Below are 18,095 nucleotides of genomic sequence, written 5' to 3' on the forward strand. Positions count from 1 at the left end.
GGCGTAGAGGGTAAGACCCCCGTAGTCGAAACGTCAACGGCTCGTTTGAGAGACACCCAAGTAGCACGGGGCCCGAGAAATCCCGTGTGAATCTGGCGGGACCACCCGCTAAGCCTAAATATTCCCTGGTGACCGATAGCGGATAGTACCGTGAGGGAATGGTGAAAAGTACCGCGGGAGCGGAGTGAAATAGTACCTGAAACCGTGTGCCTACAAGCCGTGGGAGCGTCGCGCATCAAGTTTACTTGGTGCGTCGTGACTGCGTGCCTTTTGAAGAATGAGCCTGCGAGTTTGCGGTGTGTTGCGAGGTTAACCCGTGTGGGGAAGCCGTAGCGAAAGCGAGTCCGAATAGGGCGATTTAGTAGCGCGCTCAAGACCCGAAGCGGAGTGATCTAGCCATGGGCAGGTTGAAGCGGAGGTAAGACTTCGTGGAGGACCGAACCCACCAGGGTTGAAAACCTGGGGGATGACCTGTGGTTAGGGGTGAAAGGCCAATCAAACTCCGTGATAGCTGGTTCTCCCCGAAATGCATTTAGGTGCAGCGTCGTGTGTTTCTTGCCGGAGGTAGAGCACTGGATAGGCGATGGGCCCTACCGGGTTACTGACCTTAGCCAAACTCCGAATGCCGGTAAGTGAGAGCACGGCAGTGAGACTGTGGGGGATAAGCTCCATGGTCGAGAGGGAAACAGCCCAGAGCATCGACTAAGGCCCCTAAGCGTACGCTAAGTGGGAAAGGATGTGGAGTCGCAGAGACAACCAGGAGGTTGGCTTAGAAGCAGCCACCCTTGAAAGAGTGCGTAATAGCTCACTGGTCTAGTGATTCCGCGCCGACAATGTAGCGGGGCTCAAGCGTACCGCCGAAGTCGTGTCATTCCAGCAATAGGGCCAACGCCTGCTGGGATGGGTAGGGGAGCGTCGTGTGCCGGGTGAAGCTGCAGCGGAAGCTAGTGGTGGACGGTTCACGAGTGAGAATGCAGGCATGAGTAGCGATACACACGTGAGAAACGTGTGCGCCGATTGACTAAGGGTTCCTGGGTCAAGCTGATCTGCCCAGGGTAAGTCGGGACCTAAGGCGAGGCCGACAGGCGTAGTCGATGGATAACCGGTTGATATTCCGGTACCCGCTGTGAAGCGTCAAACATCGAGCATCGTGATGCTAAGGCCGTGAAGCCGTTCCGGACCCTTCGGGGAATGGAAAGTGGTGGAGCCGCCGGCCCAAGCGGTTAGTAGGTGAGTGATGGGGTGACGCAGGAAGGTAGTCCATCCCGGGCGGTGGTTGTCCCGGGGTAAGGGTGTAGGACGAGTGGTAGGCAAATCCGCCATTCATTAAGTCTGAGACCTGATGCCGAGCCGATTGTGGTGAAGTGGATGATCCTATGCTGTCGAGAAAAGCCTCTAGCGAGTTTCATGGCGGCCCGTACCCTAAACCGACTCAGGTGGTCAGGTAGAGAATACCGAGGCGTTCGGGTGAACTATGGTTAAGGAACTCGGCAAAATGCCCCCGTAACTTCGGGAGAAGGGGGGCCATCACTGGTGATTGAATTTACTTCATGAGCTGGGGGTGGCCGCAGAGACCAGCGAGAAGCGACTGTTTACTAAAAACACAGGTCCGTGCGAAGCCGTAAGGCGATGTATACGGACTGACGCCTGCCCGGTGCTGGAACGTTAAGGGGACCGGTTAGTCACTCTTCGGGGTGGCGAAGCTGAGAACTTAAGCGCCAGTAAACGGCGGTGGTAACTATAACCATCCTAAGGTAGCGAAATTCCTTGTCGGGTAAGTTCCGACCTGCACGAATGGCGTAACGACTTCTCGACTGTCTCAACCATAGGCCCGGTGAAATTGCACTACGAGTAAAGATGCTCGTTTCGCGCAGCAGGACGGAAAGACCCCGGGACCTTTACTACAGTTTGATATTGGTGTTCGGTTCGGCTTGTGTAGGATAGCTGGGAGACTGTGAAGCTCACACGCCAGTGTGGGTGGAGTCGTCGTTGAAATACCAGTCTGGTCGTGCTGGATGTCTAACCTGGGTCCGTGATCCGGATCAGGGACAGTGTCTGATGGGTAGTTTAACTGGGGCGGTTGCCTCCTAAAGAGTAACGGAGGCGCCCAAAGGTTCCCTCAGCCTGGTTGGCAATCAGGTGTTGAGTGTAAGTGCACAAGGGAGCTTGACTGTGAGACCGACGGGTCGAGCAGGGACGAAAGTCGGGACTAGTGATCCGGCGGTGGCTTGTGGAAGCGCCGTCGCTCAACGGATAAAAGGTACCCCGGGGATAACAGGCTGATCTTCCCCAAGAGTCCATATCGACGGGATGGTTTGGCACCTCGATGTCGGCTCGTCGCATCCTGGGGCTGGAGTCGGTCCCAAGGGTTGGGCTGTTCGCCCATTAAAGCGGTACGCGAGCTGGGTTTAGAACGTCGTGAGACAGTTCGGTCCCTATCCGCTGCGCGCGCAGGAACATTGAGAAGGGCTGTCCCTAGTACGAGAGGACCGGGACGGACGAACCTCTGGTGTGCCAGTTGTTCTGCCAAGGGCATGGCTGGTTGGCTACGTTCGGGAGGGATAACCGCTGAAAGCATCTAAGCGGGAAGCCTGCTTCGAGATGAGTGTTCCCACCCCCTTGAGGGGTTAAGGCTCCCAGTAGACGACTGGGTTGATAGGCCGGATCTGGAAGCCCAGTAATGGGTGGAGGTGACCGGTACTAATAGGCCGAGGGCTTGTCCTCAGTTGCTCGCGTCCACTGTGTTGGTTCTGAAACCACGAACAACCCCATTGCCATGGTCACGGTGATGGTGCGGTTGTCTGTTTCATAGTGTTTCGGTGGTCATAGCGTGAGGGAAACGCCCGGTTACATTCCGAACCCGGAAGCTAAGCCTTACAGCGCCGATGGTACTGCAGGGGGGACCCTGTGGGAGAGTAGGACGCCGCCGAACAAATATTGCGAAAACCCCCGTACCGTTAATTCGGTACGGGGGTTTTCTGCGTTTAGGCTCAAAGGTATGCGCTATGACCTCGTGATCTTCGACAACGACGGTGTCCTCGTCGACAGTGAGCCGATCTCCAACCGGCTGCTGGCCGGCTATCTGACCGAGCTGGGGCACCCGACCTCCTACGAGGAGTCCCTCCGTGACTACATGGGCGCGGCGATGCACCGCGTCCACGATCTCGTCGAGGAGCGGACCGGGGAGCGGTTGCCGGCCGACTTCGACGATGTCTTTCACGCGCGGGTGTTCGCCGCGTTCGAGCGGGAGTTGAAGCCCGTCGCCGGGGCCGTCGAGGTGCTGGAGAGGCTGGTCGCGGACGGGGTGCCGTACTGCGTGGCCTCGTCCGGGAGCCATGAGCGGATTCGGGTGGGGCATCGGACGACGGGGCTGGACGAGTGGTTCGAGGACGAGTGGGTCTTCAGTTCTGAGGACGTGGGGCGGGGGAAGCCCGCGCCGGATCTCTTCCTCTACGCGGCCGAGCGGATGGGTGTGGCGCCGGAGCGCTGTGTCGTCGTAGAGGACAGTCCGTTGGGGGTGCGGGCGGCTGTTGCTGCTGGGATGGATGTGTATGGGTTCACTGCCATGACTCCTGCTGAGCGGCTCTCCGGGGTCACTCAACTCTTCGGTGACATGGGGCAGTTGGCTGACCTGCTGGAATGACCTCGGGCAGCATGGGGGCGCTGACATTTGTCATGCCGAGCTCCGGACGATCGGTTCTACTGGCGGGCCCGGTCCTCGCGGGAAGCTGAGGGCATGACGACGAACACGGGCTCCCTGAAGAAGAACTTCGCGCCGCTCCTCATGGACGTGGCGGTGCCGATCGGGTCGTACTACCTGTTGAAGAGCGCGTTCGGGATGAGCACGGTGGCGGCGCTGGGGTGGAGCAGTGTCGTGCCGGCGGTGCGGACCGTGTGGGGGGTTGTCGCCGAGCGGACGATCAACGCCTTCGCGGCGCTGATTCTCTTCGTGAACGTGGTCGGGTTGCTGCTCAGCTTCGTGGCCGGGGATCCGCGGCTGATGCTCGCGAAGGACAGCGGGATCAGCAGTGCCGTAGGGATCGGGATCCTGGTGTCCGTGGTGATGGGGAAGCCGATGATGACCGCCGGGATGAAGCCCTTCCTGGTGAAGGGGGACCCGGCGCGGGACGCCGCGTTCGAGCGGCTGCTCAGTGGGTCGGCGGCCTTTCAGCGGGCCGAGCGGCGGTTCTCGCTGGTGTGGGGTGTGATGCTGCTCGCCGAGTGCATCGCGCGGATCGTCGGCGTGTACACGCTGCCCGTGGACACCATGGTGTGGCTCGGCACGGTCGTGATGATCGGCACGATCGCCGTGACGTCCGTGATCAGCGGCGGGATCGCCGTAGGGCCGATGGCGGAGATGATCGACGCCGAGCTGAAGACCGGGGACGCGCCCGCACCTGCGGTGATGCCCTCGCTGGTCGCCGCTCGGTAAAGCTGAGCAGAATTCATCTTTGGCTGGATCTACCCACGAGTACGCCGAGGCCCTTACGCTCGCCGCCATGACAGATGTGCTGCGGCGCGGTAGGGCCTCTTTGGCGTTCAGCTTCTTCGCTCAGGGCGCCACCTTCGCGCTGCTCGTGACGCGCATCCCGGCGATCCAGGACCGGTACGGGGTCTCGGACGGGCTGCTGCCCGTCTTCCTCGCGGCCGTGCCGATCCTCGCCGGCGTGGGGAGCGTCACCACCGAGCAGTTGGTGAAGCGAATACGGCCCAGCGTGCTGCTGCGCTGGTCCCAGCCGGTCGTCCTGCTGGCGCTGCTCGGCGTCGGGGCGGGCGACAGCATGGCCGAACTCGCCGTCTCCCTCGGTGCGTTCGGGCTCGCGGTGGGTGCGCTGGACGCCTCGATGAACATGCTCGGCGTGAGCCTGCAGCGGACGTACGGGCGAAGCATCATGCTCAGCTTCCATGCCGCGTACAGCCTGGGCGGGATCGTGGGGGCCTCGCTGGCGTGGGCCGGGGCGCACTGGCATCTCGCGCTGTGGGTGTCGTATCTGCCGGTCGTGGTGGTGTTGTTGCCCGCCGCGCTGGTGGGGAGTCGGTGGTACGTCGACGGGGGTGCGCCGGGGAGCGAGGCGGAGGGTGCGGAGGCCGGGCCGCTGGTCTTCAAGCTGCTGCTGCCGCTGTGTCTGGTGATGACCTTCGCCTATATCGGGGACTCGACGGTCTCCAACTGGAGTGCGAAGTACCTGAAGGACGTGCTGGGCAGTTCGGAGCAGGTGGCGACCGTTCCGTACAACGTCTACATGGTGATGTGCCTGCTCGGGCGAGGGATCGGGGACCTGGGCGTGCGGCGGTTCGGGGCCGTGGCCGTCGTGCGGCTGGGGGCGGTGGTGGCCGCGGTGGGGTTCGCCGTGGTGGCCGTGGCGCCGGGGGCCGGGGTCGGGATGCTCGGGTTCACGCTGCTGGGGCTCGGGTTGTGCGTGCTGGTGCCGCAGACGTTCGCGGCGGCCGGGCGGTTGTTCCCCGGGGCTTCGGATACGGCCATCGCCCGCCTCAATGTGTTCAATTACGTCGGGTTCCTGATCGGTTCGCCGTTGGTGGGGGCGCTGGGCGATGCCTGGAGTTACCGCGGGGCGATGCTCGTGCCGATGGTGTTGGTGCTGGTGACGTTGGTGTACGCCCGCTCGTTCGCGCCCCAGGCGGGCCGGTACGGTGACGGGCATGAGCGGGCGCGCACAGCTGATGTGGGACGAGGCAGTAACGGGCTATGACTTCGGCCGGGACCATCCGATGGATCCCGTCCGGCTCGCCCTGACCCGGAGACTCGTCGACGCCTTCGGGCTCGACAAGGACCTGGACGTCGTCGCGGCGAAGCCCGCCGGTGACTCGACGTTGCGGCTGGTCCACCGGGAGGACTACGTCGAGGCGGTGAAGGCGGCCTCGGCGGATCCGGATTCCGCGGACGGGGCGTACGGGCTCGGGACCATGGACGATCCCGCTTTCGCCGGGATGCACGAGGTGTCGGCGTTGATCGCGGGGCAGTCCGTCGGGGCAGCCGAGGCGGTGTGGGGCGGGGACGTCCTGCATGCCGTGAATTTCTCGGGTGGGCTGCATCACGCGATGCCGGGGGCCGCGTCGGGATTCTGCGTCTACAACGACGCCTCGCTGGCCATCGCCCGACTGTTGGAGCTGGGGGCCGAGCGGGTCGCGTACGTCGACGTCGACGTGCATCACGGGGACGGGGTCCAGGCGGCGTTCTGGGAGGACCCCCGGGTGCTGACGATCTCGTTGCACGAGCATCCGCGGACCCTGTTTCCGCAGACCGGGTGGCCCGAGGAGACCGGGGGTGGCGCGGGGGAGGGCTCCGCGGTCAATGTGGCGTTGCCCGCGGGGACCGGGGACGCGGGGTGGTTGCGGGCGTTCCACGCGGTCGTGCCGGAGTTGCTCGCGGACTTCCGGCCGCAGGTGCTGGTTTCCCAGCACGGGGCCGATACGCACTTCGAGGATCCGTTGGCGCATCTCGCGGTGTCGTTGGACGCGCAGCGGGCTGTGCAGGTCGCGTGTCATTCGCTGGCGCACGAGTACGCGGACGGGAAGTGGGTCGCGCTCGGTGGGGGTGGCTACGCCGTGGTGGAGGTCGTGCCCCGGTCGTGGACGCATCTCGTCGCGATTGCCGCCGGGCGGGAGATCCTGCCCGAGACGATGATTCCCGAGGGGTGGCGGCAGGAAGTGTTCGCTCGGACGCGGGAGTTGGGGCCGCAGCGGATGACTGATGGGCGGTGGCCGGTGGGCTATGCCGACTGGGAGTCGGGGTACGACCCCGCCGATCGCCTCGACCAGGCTGTCGTGGCGACTCGGCGGGCCGTGTTTCCGCTGCGGGGTTTGTTGGCGTAGGTGGGTGGGGGTGACTGGCCCTGGGGGCTGCGCCCCCAGACCCCCATCGGCCCTGAAGGGGCCTCGTCCTCAAACGCCGGACGGGCTGAGTTGTGCCAGCCTGCGTTTGAGGGGCGCCGGACGGGCTGGAAATGTCGGCCTGCGCCGACACGGCACCGGACGGGCTAAAAATGCCGGCCCGTGCCAGCAAGGCACCGGACAGGCTGGGTGATGCCGGCCGGTGTCAGGCGGTGGCTACGAGCACAGGCCCTGGACGCTGTTGTAGTAGATGTCGACCGAGCCGCTCCACTCCAGGCACGGGGCGTCGGACTGGGACGCGTCGACGTAGACCGGGCCCGCGTAGGTCGTGAAGGAGCCGTAGTCCCGGGCGGGGGTGCCTGAGGTGGGGGCGGTGTCGAGGGTGACCTCCATGAAGATGCGGGTGCCGGGCTTGGTGCGGACGAGGACGGCGCAGTGCTTGCCGGTGTCGCGGCTGTAGGTGACGTACACGGTGCCGGCGACGGTGGTCTGGGACGACTTCACGTCCATCGAGTCCTGGACGGTGTAACCGGCGCCGCAGGCACCGTTGTACGCGCCGGCCGCGGTGGTGGCCGCCGAGGCGGGCGCGGTGGCGGCGAGCGTGCCGCCGAGCGCCAGGACGGTGAGTGCGGCGGCGGTCGTGGTGCGACGGGACAGCTTCATGACGGTGTTCCCCCAGTTTGATGGTGGTGCCTTGGTGGTGATGGTCAACTCGCTTGGGACGGTTGGTCGTTCCGTCCACGCAAGGTGAGACCCGGGAAGCCGTACGACAGTTGTGGCCGTCTTTGTCACTGTCCTGTCACCGCCGTTACGCCAACCGCGCGGTGTTTCCGGGGTTTTCGCCGTGCGCGGCCGACGGGTCCGTCACCATCGGCCTCGTGTTGAGCACCGGCGCCCTCCGCGCCCATCTGCTGGCCGCCCGGCTGGCCGGACCCGTGGCCACCTCGCGGGAGGAGAGCCTGCGGAGTTATCGCGCCTTCGCCGCCCGCGACCCCCGGGTGCTCATCGGGCTCGACCCCGCATGGACGTGGGGGCAGCGGGATCTGATCGGGCTGATGGCGGACAAGTGTGGGGTTTCGGCCGACCCGACGCACACTTCCGGGCATGATGTGATCGATCCGGAGCGGACTCTGGCCGCGTTGGACGCCTTCGCCGACCGGGTCGGCGCGATAGCACAGCGCAGCGGGGCGGTGCTTCTCGGTACCGGGCATCCGCATCGACTGCTCGAGTTCTACGCCTCGTTGGCGGACGCCTTGTCGGCGGCGGGATGTGCTGTTCTCACCCCGGCGCAGGGTCACTGTGTCGACATAACGACCCGGTTCGGTCTACGCACGTACAACCTTGACTACGTACAGGGCGTCGCGCTGGTCCGTGAACCGGGCCCCGAACACTCCGGGCGTGAGCCGGGCGCACACACGCACTCGCCGCTGCCGGTTCGGACCGTGCTGGGTGCGGCGGCGGAGGCCGGCGGGGCGCTTCCCGAGCTGGTGATCGGGGACCACGGATGGGTCTGCGGAGCAGGTCAGCTGGGGTTCGAGGCCATTGGGCTGGCGGATACCGACGACCCCGCGCTGTTCGTGGGGGAGGCCGAGGGGTCGGTGTCCGTGGCCGTTCCACTTGATGACGCCGTGCGGTCCGATTACTACCGTCCGCTCACCCGCTACGTACTCAATCGAGCGTGTCTGTCACAGTAGGCCGCCGATGGGTGCACCTCTTCCCCACTCGCATCACACGCCCCTACATTGGGGAGTGAGCACGCAACGACGAAGAGTCACCGGAAGGGGAAGCCGGTGACCGTCGAGTGCGGAAGGTTCAGGTGTGTCATGGCTGCAGCTGGCGAGAGGCCTCTGAACGAGGTTCAGTTCCTTACCGTGGCGGAGGTCGCCTCGGTGATGCGAGTGTCGAAGATGACCGTGTACCGGTTGGTGCACAGCGGTCATCTGCCCGCTATCCGGGTGGGGCGGTCCTTCCGCGTCCCCGAGCAAGCGGTACACGAGTACCTTCGCGAGAGTTATGTGGGGGTGGAGACAGCCTGAGGCGATACCTCGATTACGACCTCAGCGCTCGGACGGGTAGGCTGGCCCCTTGTAGGTCGTATGGGCCCATGATGCCCAGCACCGAGTGATGAGAAGTGAGCGAGGGTAGTCGTGGGCTCTGTTATCAAGAAGCGGCGCAAGCGGATGGCTAAGAAGAAGCACCGCAAGCTGCTGAAGCGCACGCGCGTGCAGCGTCGTAACAAGAAGTAGGCGACGCGGCGCCGCGAGAGCGTCTCCTGTGGCCCCCCACCGCATGCGGTGGGGGGCCACAGTTATGTCTGACCGCGCGTTCGCGGGTACTCGGAATGTCGTCGGTCGGGCGGTCATCACAGCGCAACACCCAGGCGCTAGGTTGGCCGCACACGGGTAACTCAAAAGGAAGGCGCTGATCTTGGGGAAGGTCGTGCTCGTGACCGGAGTGGCCCGCCAACTGGGGGGCCGGTTCGTGCGGCGGATCCAGCGTGACCCACAGGTGGACCGGGTGATCGCCGTGGACGCGGTCGCGCCCGGGCACCATCTCGGCGGCGCGGAGTTCATCCAGGCCGACATCCGCCAGCCCACCATCGCGCGCGTGCTCGCCGAGTCGGGCGCCGACACGGTCGTCCACATGGACGTGACGGGCACCGCCCTGGGCAGCGGCAGCCGGACCACGGTCAAGGAGACCAACGTCATCGGCACCATGCAGCTGCTGGGCGCCTGCCAGAAGTCGCCGGTCGTGCAGCGCTTGGTGGTGAAGTCCAGCACGAACGTCTACGGCTCCGCCCCGCGCGACCCCGCCGTCTTCACCGAGGGCACCCCGCCGAAGTCCCTCCCGAGCGGCGGCTTCGCCAAGGACACCGTCGAGGTCGAGGGCTACGTCCGCGGCTTCGCCCGCCGCCGCCCCGACGTCGCCGTCTGCGTACTCCGCTTCGCCAACATCCTTGGTCCTACGGCGGATTCGCCGCTCGCCTCGTACTTCTCGCTGCCGGTCCTGCCGACCGTGTTCGGCTACGACCCGCGGCTGCAGTTCGTGCACGAGGACGACGTCATCGACGTGCTGCGGATCGCCTCGCACGACCCGGAGCGGGGCACGCTCAACAGCGGCACCTTCAACATCGCCGGGGACGGCGTCCTGCTGCTCTCCCAGTGCTCCCGGCGCCTGGGCCGCCCGACCGTGCCGTTGCTGCTGCCGGCGGTCACCTGGGCGGGTTCCCTGGTGCGTACGCTGGGGATGACGGACTTCTCCCCGGAACAGATTCGGCTGCTCACCCACGGCCGGGTCGTGTCGACGGTCCAGATGCGCGAGACGCTGGGGTACCGGCCGAAGTACACGACCGCCGAGACCTTCGCGGACTTCGCGCGGAGTCAGGGCCCGGGGCTGCTGCCGCCGGAGGCCGTGGCGGGGGCCGTCGACCGGCTCGCCGCGCTCTCCCGGCCGGACAGCGGCCGTCCCCCGACGCCGAGCGCCAACTGAGGAGCGCATCAACGATGGCTGATGCCAAGGTCATTCCGTTCGACGACGACCGGTCCCGCGCGAACGGCGTGCAGCGGCCGCAGCGGCGCCGGAGCACGGGGAGCCGGCGCAAGAACGGCGAGCCCGCGCCGGTCCGTGAGGTCCAGCCCCTGCCGGGTGTGGCCGCCGCGCAGGATGATGTTCCTGTGACACGTGAGGAGCAGGAGCCGGAACAGCCGCGCGACGAGAGCGTCCAGGACACACAGAGCGGCCTGGAACGCCGGATCGCCCACGGCCTGGCGTTCCTGCGCCGCCGTCTCACCGGGGACTACGAGGTCGACGACTTCGGCTACGACGAGGAGCTCACCGACCAGGTCCTGATGTCGGTGCTGCGCCCGCTGTACGAGAAGTACTTCCGGGTCGAGGTCAAGGGCATCGAGAACATCCCGGCCGAGGGCGGGGCGCTGATCGTCGCCAACCACTCCGGGACGCTGCCGCTGGACGGGCTGATGATGCAGGTCGCCGTCCACGACAACCACCCCGCCGGCCGTCATCTCCGGCTCCTGGCGGCCGACCTGGTGTTCATGCTGCCGGTCGCCAACGAACTCGCCCGCAAGGCCGGTCACACCCTCGCGTGCGCGGAGGACGCCGAACGGCTGCTGGGGCGGGGCGAGTTGGTCGGGGTGATGCCGGAGGGGTTCAAGGGGATCGGCAAGCCGTTCAGCGAGCGGTACAAGCTCCAGCGGTTCGGCCGGGGCGGCTTCGTCTCCACCGCGCTGCGCAAGGGCACGCCGATCATTCCGTGCTCGATCGTGGGCGCGGAGGAGATCTATCCGATGATCGGCAACTCCAAGACGCTGGCCCGCGTCCTGGGCTTCCCGTACTTCCCGATCACCCCGACGTTCCCGTGGCTGGGGCCGCTCGGTGCGATTCCGTTGCCCACGAAGTGGACGATCCAGTTCGGGGAGCCGATTCCCACGGACGGGTATCCGCCGGAGGCTGCCGAGGATCCGATGCTGATGTTCAACCTCACGGATCAGGTGAGGGAGCAGATTCAGCACACGCTGTACAAGTTGCTGGTGCAGCGGCGGTCGGTGTTCTTCTAGATCGGTTCCGCAGGGTTCTTGACTGCGGGCCGGTGGGGGCTGGTCGCGCAGTTCCTCGCGCCCCTAAAAGCAGAGAGATATGGGCGCCCCTCGTGGGAGGGGCGCCCATCGTCGTACCGCCTAGGTGGAGCTAGTTCGCGTCCTCGCTGTCGATGCCCAAGCCCGGCAGCAAGCCCGGGAGCAGGGGTGGCAGGGTGACGTCCGGTTCGGGGATCGACGGCTTGTTCGCGGACGGCGACTCCGTGCCCGAGGACTTCGGGGGGTCCAGGAGGCCGCCCGTGTTGCCGCCGAGGAGGCCGTCGCCGGTGGTGGCGGACTCGCTGGGGGTGCTGGAATGGCTGGACTCCGCCGAGCCGTCCGGCGCGCTCGGTTTCGTGGAGCGGCGGGTGTCGCTCGAGCCCCCGCCCGTGGACGGGGTGCCCGGCGCGCGGTGCCTGCCGGTGCCGGGGGCCGTGGAGGGCGGCTGGGGGAGCAGGGACTGCAGCGGGGCGACCTCTTCGTCTATGGCGTCGAAGACCGAGGAGACCTGGTCGCTGACGTCGCCGAGCTGGACGGGGAGGCGGTCGCGCAGGGCGCCCCAGGCCTCGCGGTGCGAGCGGGAGAACGCGGAGAGGGCCTGGATGGGGCCCAGCGAGTTCGGGTCCTGCTCGTACGCCTCGTGCAGCAGGCGGTGGCCCTCGGACGCGTCGTGCGTCATCCCGGCGAGCGTGCGGCGGATCTCGCCGAGCTGCTCGTGGTCGAGGTGTCCGCTGCGGTCCCGCTCGATCAGCCGGCGTGCCTCGCTCAGGCGGTTGGACGCCTGGTCGAGGTAGGCCACACCGCGCTGGTCGTCGCCGTCGGACAGGTAGTTGAGCTTGAAGTCCTCGATGCCGCGCTTCAGGCCGTAGAGCGAGTCGCCGGGCAGGGCGCCCGAGCTCGCGGCGGCCACTCCGCCGAAGGCACCCGCGGCCACCCCGACGCTCAGTCCGCCGGCCGCGAGGCCCTTGGTGAGCCGGGAGCGCGGTCGCAGCTTGCCCAGACCGGTGGCCCGGTGCGCACCCCGGGACCGGGGGGAACGCTGCTCCGGTACCGAAGGTCCGGGTGCCTCGCCCCCTTGGAGCATGGCCTCGAAGGCGGCGACCAGCTGGGCCCGCTGGACGACCTTGACCTCGGGGTCCAGCACGGGTTTGGGCAGCTCGCCCAGACCGGTGGCGAAGGCCAGCATGCGGCCCTGCTCGGTCTGTTCCGCAGCAGCCGGGGTGGCCGGAGCCGGTCCTTCGGACTGCTCGGCCGCCGTACCCCGGTCGGACTGCTCCTCATCCAGGGCCTGGGCGAAGGCGTTCGCCCGCCGGTGCGCCGATACGTTCGCGATCACTGGCGGCACCTCCTCTCGTCATGACGGTCGACTCCCCAGGGGGTCCTGAGGGTTGCACCTCCTGACCGCATCCACACGATCGAGTGACCGGGGAGGGGCAGGGTGTGACCACAGGGAGCCTGTATCCCGCACAACGAGTGGCGCGGCACTTGGGTTACGGACGACGGATGATCCGACCGCGAATTCAACGGACTTTCACTGAGCGCGAGTTGGGCGTTACCGAGCGTATGCCGTCAGCGGGCGTCGTCCGGGAGGAGCCGGGCGAGAGTGCGCACGGCCCGGTACTGGAGGGTCTTGATCGCACCCTCGTTCTTGCCCATCACCCGGGCGGTCTCCGCGACGGAGAGGCCCTGCAGGAAGCGGAGCGTGACGCACTCCTGCTGCTGCGGGTTGAGCCGGCGCACGGCGTCGAGCAGCGCGGCGTTCGACAGGGACTCCAGGACGGAGTCCTCGGGGGAGCGCTCGACCTCGTTGGCGTCGAGCATCTCGCCGGTGGTCACTTCCAGCCGGAAGCGGCTCGACTTGAAGTGGTCGGCCACCAGGTTGCGGGCGATCGTCACCAGCCAGGCGCCGAAGTCGCGACCCTGATAGGTGAACGTGCCGATGCGGCGCAGGGCGCGCAGAAAGGTCTCGCTGGTGAGGTCCTCGGCGGTGGCTTTGCCTCCCACTCGGTAGTAGATGTACCGGTACACGGTGTCGCTGTACTGGTCGTAGAGGCGGCCGAAGGCGTCGGCTTCGCCGGCCTGGGCACGCTCCACGAGGTCCATCATCCGGGCGCTGTCGCTGTCAGCGGCCGGACGGCGTGCGGTGGCGGCGCCGGCCGAGCGCCCTCGTCTGCCGACCGCCGCGCTGCCGTCGGCCAGTGCGTAGCACGGGCCTACGGGCGCGGTGGTGGCGAAGGCGGCGGGGACGGCGTACGCGGTGGGGACGAAGCCGCGCAACAGGTCTTGGACCGTTGCGCGCAGCGTAGCCAGGCCCGAGGCGTCAACCCCGACGTGTGGGTACACGGGACTCCCAGAGGCAGAGCTTCCATCACGTGCAGTACCGGAACATTCACCCGTCGTAGCGACGGAGGGGTACCGGATTGCGTCTGAGGAGAATAACGCTTCGTGCAGGCGCTGCTACACCCAGTTGCTCAAATCATCGATTACGTCGCTTCCGTAACCGGTTGACGCCCGATCAAGTACCGCAGAGTGACCGGTTGTTGATCAGAACGGTCCGAATTCAGTCAGGGACCGGGGCGTGTTGTGGCCGTGTGCAGCCAACGTGACTGGACAGGGGGTTACGCGGGTACGACCCGTGGATTGGCTGTGTTTACCGCGTCACCGGCGTCGGCGATGCAATGCGATCGCCGCGGCCGTGCCGCCCGCCACCGCGCCCACGCCGGCCGCCGCCGGGATGCCGACCTTGGCCGCCTTGCGGGCCGTGCGGTAGTCGCGCAGCCGCCAGTCCAGCTCGCGCGCGTGCTTGCGCAGCTTGGAGTCCGGGTTGATCGCGTAGGGGTGGCCGACCAGCGAGAGCATCGGGATGTCGTTGTGCGAGTCGCTGTACGCGGCGCAGCGGGACAGGTCCAGGCCCTCCGCGGCGGCCAACGCCCTTACGGCTTCCGCCTTCGCGGGTCCGTGCAGCGGTTCGCCGACCAGCTTGCCGGTGTAGACGCCGTCGACGGACTCGGCGACCGTGCCGAGCGCGCCGGTGAGGCCGAGGCGGCGGGCGATCACGTTGGCGATCTCCACCGGGGCCGCCGTGACGAGCCACACCTTCTGGCCCGCGGCGAGGTGGGCCTCGGCGAGGGCGCGGGTGCCGGGCCAGATGCGCTCGGCCATGTACTCGTCGTAGATCTCCTCGCCGATCGACTGGAGTTCGGCGACGCGGTGGCCCTTGACGATGGACAGCGCGGAGTCGCGCGCCTCCTGCATGTGCTCGGGGTCCTCGAAGCCGGCCAGCCTGAACCACGCCTGCTGCCAGGCGAACCGGGCGAGGTCGCGGGTCTCGAAGAACTTCCGCTTGTAGAGGCCGCGGCCGAAGTGGAAGATCGACGCGCCCTGCATGACGGTGTTGTCGAGGTCGAAGAACGCGGCCGCTCTGTCGTCGCCGAGGACCGGGAATTCCGGCTCCTCCGCCGCGTCTTCCGCCGCGAGGGCGTCCTGTATGTCCTGGGCGTCCTGCGACGACTTGCGCGCTGCCTCCGCAGAGGCCTCGCCTGCCAACACGCTCCGCGCCGTGGCGGAGCGCCTACGGGGAGTGAGCCATCCGAGAGCGGCCATGCCGTGAGCATAGCCAGTTTGTTCGGTGGTTCCGGAGCCGAGAGGTTCGGAGGCTGTGAACTCTCCGCGACCGGGCCGTTAAAGAAGTGCACCGGTGGCGCGAGAATGGTGTGCATGAGTCATCTCGTCACCCTCATCCGCAAGCCCGGCTGTCATCTGTGCGAGGACGCGCAGCTCCTCGTGGAGAAGGTCTGCGCCGATCTCGGGGTCCCCTGGGAACAGAAGGACATCACCGAGGACCAGCGCCTGCACGACGCGTACTGGGAGCAGATTCCGGTCGTCCTGATCGATGGTGAACAGCACACCTTCTGGCGAGTGGACGAGGGCCGTCTGCGCCGGGAACTGACCAAGTAGTTCAACGCGCACCCGAACGTCGCTTAGGATCGACGGCGGTTTGGTCTCGGGGGCGGGAATTACGAGGAGTGTGGCGGTTTTGCCCCCTGGAATACCGGGCGTGACCCCGGTCACGTTGGCCGGGCAAATCGGACACCATCTTTGTGCACGCGTTCACAAAGACATAGCCTGCTTTCGACGGGGCGGTCTGGGTACGTGTGACCGCCCACAGCCCCGCTCTACCCGCAGGAGCACCGTGGCAACTGGCCGAACTCACCGACCGGCGACCCGTAGCCGAGGGATTCCCGAGGCCACCGTCGCCCGTCTCCCGCTGTACCTCCGCGCGCTGACCGGACTCTCGGAGCGCTCGGTACCCACGGTCTCCTCCGAGGAGCTCGCGGCCGCCGCGGGGGTCAACTCCGCGAAGCTGCGCAAGGACTTCTCGTACCTCGGGTCCTACGGCACCCGCGGTGTGGGCTACGACGTCGAGTATCTCGTGTACCAGATCTCCCGCGAGCTGGGCCTCACCCAGGACTGGCCGGTCGTGATCGTCGGTATCGGAAACCTCGGCGCAGCCCTCGCCAACTACGGCGGGTTCGCCTCCCGCGGCTTCCGGGTCGCCGCCCTCATCGACGCCGACCCGGCGATGGCCGGCAAGCCCGTCGCGGGCATCCCGGTCCAGCACTCGGACGAGCTCGAGAAGATCATCAGCGACAACGGCGTCTCCATCGGCGTCATCGCGACCCCCGCCGGTGCCGCCCAGCCCGTCTGCGACCGTCTCGTGGCCGCCGGTGTCACCTCCATCCTGAACTTCGCGCCGACCGTGCTGACCGTCCCGGACGGTGTGGACGTCCGCAAGGTCGACCTCTCGATCGAGCTGCAGATCCTCGCCTTCCACGAGCAGCGCAAGGCCGGCGAGGAGGCCGCCAACCAGGCGGCGAACCCGACCGCCGCACACCGCGGCGACTCCGCCGAGCAGGGCCCTGACGGGGACGTCCCCGCCGTGATGCCGGCATGAGTCTCCTCGTCGTCGGGCTGAGCCACCGCAGCGCGCCGGTCAGTCTCCTGGAGCGGGCCACGTTCAACGCGGACGCCCAGATCAAGCTCCTCCAGGACACGGTCGCCGCCGAACCGGCCGCCGAGGCCGCGGTGCTGGCCACCTGCAACCGCATCGAGCTCTACGCCGACGTGGACAAGTTCCACGCGGGCGTCGCGGAGCTGTCCACGCTGCTCGCCCAGCACAGCGGCGTCGGCCTGGACGAGCTCACTCCTTATCTCTATGTGCACTACGAGGACCGGGCCGTCCACCACCTCTTCTCGGTGGCCTGCGGCCTCGACTCGATGGTCGTCGGCGAGGGCCAGATCCTCGGTCAGATCAAGGACTCCCTCGCCAAGGCGCAGGAACTGCACTCCGCCGGGCGGCTGTTGAACGACCTGTTCCAGCAGGCCCTGCGCGTCGGCAAGCGCGCCCACTCCGAGACCGGCATCGACCGCGCGGGCCAGTCCCTGGTCACGTTCGGCCTTCAACAGCTCTCCTCCGGCACGGCCGTCGAGGCCTGGGCCAGGGGGAAGCGCGCCCTGGTCATCGGCGCCGGCTCCATGTCGTCGCTGGCCGCCGCCACCCTCGCGCGGGCCGGGGTCGCCGAGATCGTCGTCGCCAACCGCACCTCCGACCGCGCCGAGCGGCTCGCCCAGATCATCACCGAGAGCCCCGAGACGGACGTGTCCGCCCGCGCGGTACCGATGGACTCGGTGCCGTTCGAGCTGACACGTGCCGATGTCGCCGTGTCCTGCACGGGCGCGACGGGCCTGGTCCTGACGGCCGACGCGGTCGCCGCCGCCGTAGCGGACAGGGTGTCCGAGGACGCCACCGCCGGAAGCGCGGCCCCTCTGGACGACGTACGCGAAGAGCTTCCGCCGACGTCCGTCGGGGTCGAGGACGGGTGTCCGCTGGACCTGTCCGCGGTGCAGGGGGCGAGTGGCTTCTCCGTGATGGGGGAGGCCGCCGTGGCCGGGATGGACGCGGCCACGCTTGAGCAGCACGCGGCCTGGGTCGGCGGCAGCGCCGTGGACCGGCGCGAGGCGGCCCGGAGCACGCCCGAGGCCGAGCTCATCACCGAACTCGCCACCATGGCCGCGACCGTCGGACGCATCCCCGAGCGGCGCAGGCCCGAGCCCGTGGCCCACATCCCGCGCCCCGCACCGGTGTTGTCGCTCCTCGACCTCGCCATGCCGCGGGACGTCGACGCCGCCGTGCACCGGCTGGCCGGCGTCCGCCTCGTGGACATCGAGTCGCTCGCGGAAGCCTCGGCCGACGCTCCGATGGCGGCGGACGTGGACGCGGTCCGGCGTATCGTCTCCGACGAGGTCGCGGCCTTCGGGGCAGCCCAGCGGGCCGCGCACATCACGCCGACCGTGGTCGCCCTGCGCGCCATGGCCGCCGAGGTCGTCGCGGGTGAGATCGCCCGGCTCGACGGACGGCTGCCCGGCCTCGACGACAAGCACCGCGCGGAGATCACCCAGACCGTGCGACGCGTCGTCGACAAGCTGCTGCACGCGCCGACCGTACGGGTCAAGCAGCTCGCGGCCGAGCCCGGCGGCGCCGGGTACGCGGACGCGCTGCGCACCCTGTTCGACCTCGACCAGGAGACGGTGGCCTCCGTCTCCCGGGCCGAAGAAGACTCTGAGATCAGCAAGAACCGAGGGCCAGCATGA

The 18,095-nt window shown here is 67.4% G+C and carries 16 protein-coding genes and 2 rRNA genes (1 of these 18 only partly in view); 14 read left to right on the forward strand and 4 right to left on the reverse strand.

Features of this window, described 5'->3' with window-relative positions:
* From OHT77_RS25460 to OHT77_RS25485, 6 genes are all read left to right on the forward strand, one after another.
* A 23S ribosomal RNA gene (locus OHT77_RS25460) occupies positions 1-2,724 on the forward strand; it begins 399 nt to the left of the window's first position.
* Positions 2,725-2,815: 91 nt separating this feature from the next.
* Positions 2,816-2,932: ribosomal RNA gene (gene rrf, locus OHT77_RS25465) — 5S ribosomal RNA — on the forward strand.
* A gap of 66 nt (positions 2,933-2,998) precedes the next feature.
* Positions 2,999-3,643 (forward strand): HAD family hydrolase, encoded by a 645-nt coding sequence (locus tag OHT77_RS25470; protein WP_328830771.1) that lies wholly within the window; start codon positions 2,999-3,001, stop codon positions 3,641-3,643.
* 93 nt (positions 3,644-3,736) lie between these two features.
* Positions 3,737-4,432 (forward strand): VC0807 family protein, encoded by a 696-nt coding sequence (locus tag OHT77_RS25475; protein WP_328830772.1) that lies wholly within the window; start codon positions 3,737-3,739, stop codon positions 4,430-4,432.
* 67 nt (positions 4,433-4,499) lie between these two features.
* Positions 4,500-5,711, forward strand: coding sequence for an MFS transporter (locus OHT77_RS25480; RefSeq protein ID WP_328830773.1), 1,212 nt, complete (start codon positions 4,500-4,502; stop codon positions 5,709-5,711).
* On the forward strand, positions 5,662-6,834 hold the full coding sequence (locus OHT77_RS25485; protein ID WP_328830774.1) for an acetoin utilization protein AcuC: 1,173 nt from the start codon (positions 5,662-5,664) through the stop codon (positions 6,832-6,834). The genes OHT77_RS25480 and OHT77_RS25485 overlap by 50 nt, the downstream gene beginning before the upstream one ends.
* 234 nt (positions 6,835-7,068) lie before the next feature.
* On the opposite strand, the gene OHT77_RS25490 is transcribed toward OHT77_RS25485, so the two are convergent.
* Positions 7,069-7,515 carry a hypothetical protein gene (locus tag OHT77_RS25490; protein WP_328830775.1) on the reverse strand — a complete coding sequence of 149 codons (447 nt, stop codon included), beginning with the start codon at positions 7,513-7,515 and terminating at the stop codon, positions 7,069-7,071.
* A 215-nt stretch (positions 7,516-7,730) separates the two neighbouring features.
* Here OHT77_RS25490 and OHT77_RS25495 point away from each other — a divergent pair, with 215 nt between their 5' ends.
* From OHT77_RS25495 to OHT77_RS25515, 5 genes are all read left to right on the forward strand, one after another.
* The gene (locus OHT77_RS25495; RefSeq protein WP_328830776.1) at positions 7,731-8,546 is read left to right on the forward strand and encodes a phosphatase; all 816 of its coding nucleotides are present in this window, start codon (positions 7,731-7,733) and stop codon (positions 8,544-8,546) included.
* Between the two features lie 129 nt (positions 8,547-8,675).
* Positions 8,676-8,888 carry a helix-turn-helix domain-containing protein gene (locus OHT77_RS25500; protein ID WP_004984898.1) on the forward strand — a complete coding sequence of 71 codons (213 nt, stop codon included), beginning with the start codon at positions 8,676-8,678 and terminating at the stop codon, positions 8,886-8,888.
* 111 nt (positions 8,889-8,999) lie between these two features.
* The gene (locus OHT77_RS25505) at positions 9,000-9,098 is read left to right on the forward strand and encodes a 30S ribosomal protein bS22 (protein ID WP_003948845.1); all 99 of its coding nucleotides are present in this window, start codon (positions 9,000-9,002) and stop codon (positions 9,096-9,098) included.
* A gap of 181 nt (positions 9,099-9,279) precedes the next feature.
* Positions 9,280-10,341 carry an NAD-dependent epimerase/dehydratase family protein gene (locus tag OHT77_RS25510; RefSeq protein WP_328830778.1) on the forward strand — a complete coding sequence of 354 codons (1,062 nt, stop codon included), beginning with the start codon at positions 9,280-9,282 and terminating at the stop codon, positions 10,339-10,341.
* 14 nt (positions 10,342-10,355) lie between these two features.
* A complete protein-coding gene (locus OHT77_RS25515; protein WP_328830779.1) occupies positions 10,356-11,426 on the forward strand; it encodes a lysophospholipid acyltransferase family protein in 1,071 nt (356 codons plus the stop codon).
* 130 nt (positions 11,427-11,556) lie between these two features.
* Here the strand turns inward: OHT77_RS25515 and OHT77_RS25520 are convergent, their stop codons facing one another.
* The 3 genes from OHT77_RS25520 to OHT77_RS25530 form a co-directional block, all read right to left on the reverse strand.
* Positions 11,557-12,780 (reverse strand): DUF5667 domain-containing protein, encoded by a 1,224-nt coding sequence (locus OHT77_RS25520; RefSeq protein WP_266769724.1) that lies wholly within the window; start codon positions 12,778-12,780, stop codon positions 11,557-11,559.
* 233 nt (positions 12,781-13,013) lie between these two features.
* Positions 13,014-13,787 carry an ECF subfamily RNA polymerase sigma factor, BldN family gene (locus OHT77_RS25525; RefSeq protein ID WP_266769722.1) on the reverse strand — a complete coding sequence of 258 codons (774 nt, stop codon included), beginning with the start codon at positions 13,785-13,787 and terminating at the stop codon, positions 13,014-13,016.
* A 315-nt stretch (positions 13,788-14,102) separates the two neighbouring features.
* Positions 14,103-15,047: an HAD family hydrolase gene (locus OHT77_RS25530; RefSeq protein ID WP_328830780.1), complete on the reverse strand. Its 945-nt coding sequence runs from the start codon at positions 15,045-15,047 to the stop codon at positions 14,103-14,105.
* A 114-nt stretch (positions 15,048-15,161) separates the two neighbouring features.
* Between OHT77_RS25530 and OHT77_RS25535 the strand changes: the two genes are divergently transcribed.
* From OHT77_RS25535 to OHT77_RS25545, 3 genes are all read left to right on the forward strand, one after another.
* A complete protein-coding gene (locus OHT77_RS25535; protein ID WP_328830781.1) occupies positions 15,162-15,401 on the forward strand; it encodes a glutaredoxin family protein in 240 nt (79 codons plus the stop codon).
* 235 nt (positions 15,402-15,636) lie between these two features.
* Complete coding sequence (locus OHT77_RS25540) at positions 15,637-16,398, forward strand: redox-sensing transcriptional repressor Rex (protein ID WP_328830782.1); 762 nt, start codon at positions 15,637-15,639, stop codon at positions 16,396-16,398.
* Positions 16,395-18,095 carry a glutamyl-tRNA reductase gene (locus OHT77_RS25545; protein ID WP_328830783.1) on the forward strand — a complete coding sequence of 567 codons (1,701 nt, stop codon included), beginning with the start codon at positions 16,395-16,397 and terminating at the stop codon, positions 18,093-18,095. Before OHT77_RS25540 ends, OHT77_RS25545 begins: the two co-directional genes overlap by 4 nt.

Source organism: Streptomyces sp. NBC_00252, assembly GCF_036187565.1.
In the GTDB taxonomy this organism is placed as follows: domain Bacteria; phylum Actinomycetota; class Actinomycetes; order Streptomycetales; family Streptomycetaceae; genus Streptomyces.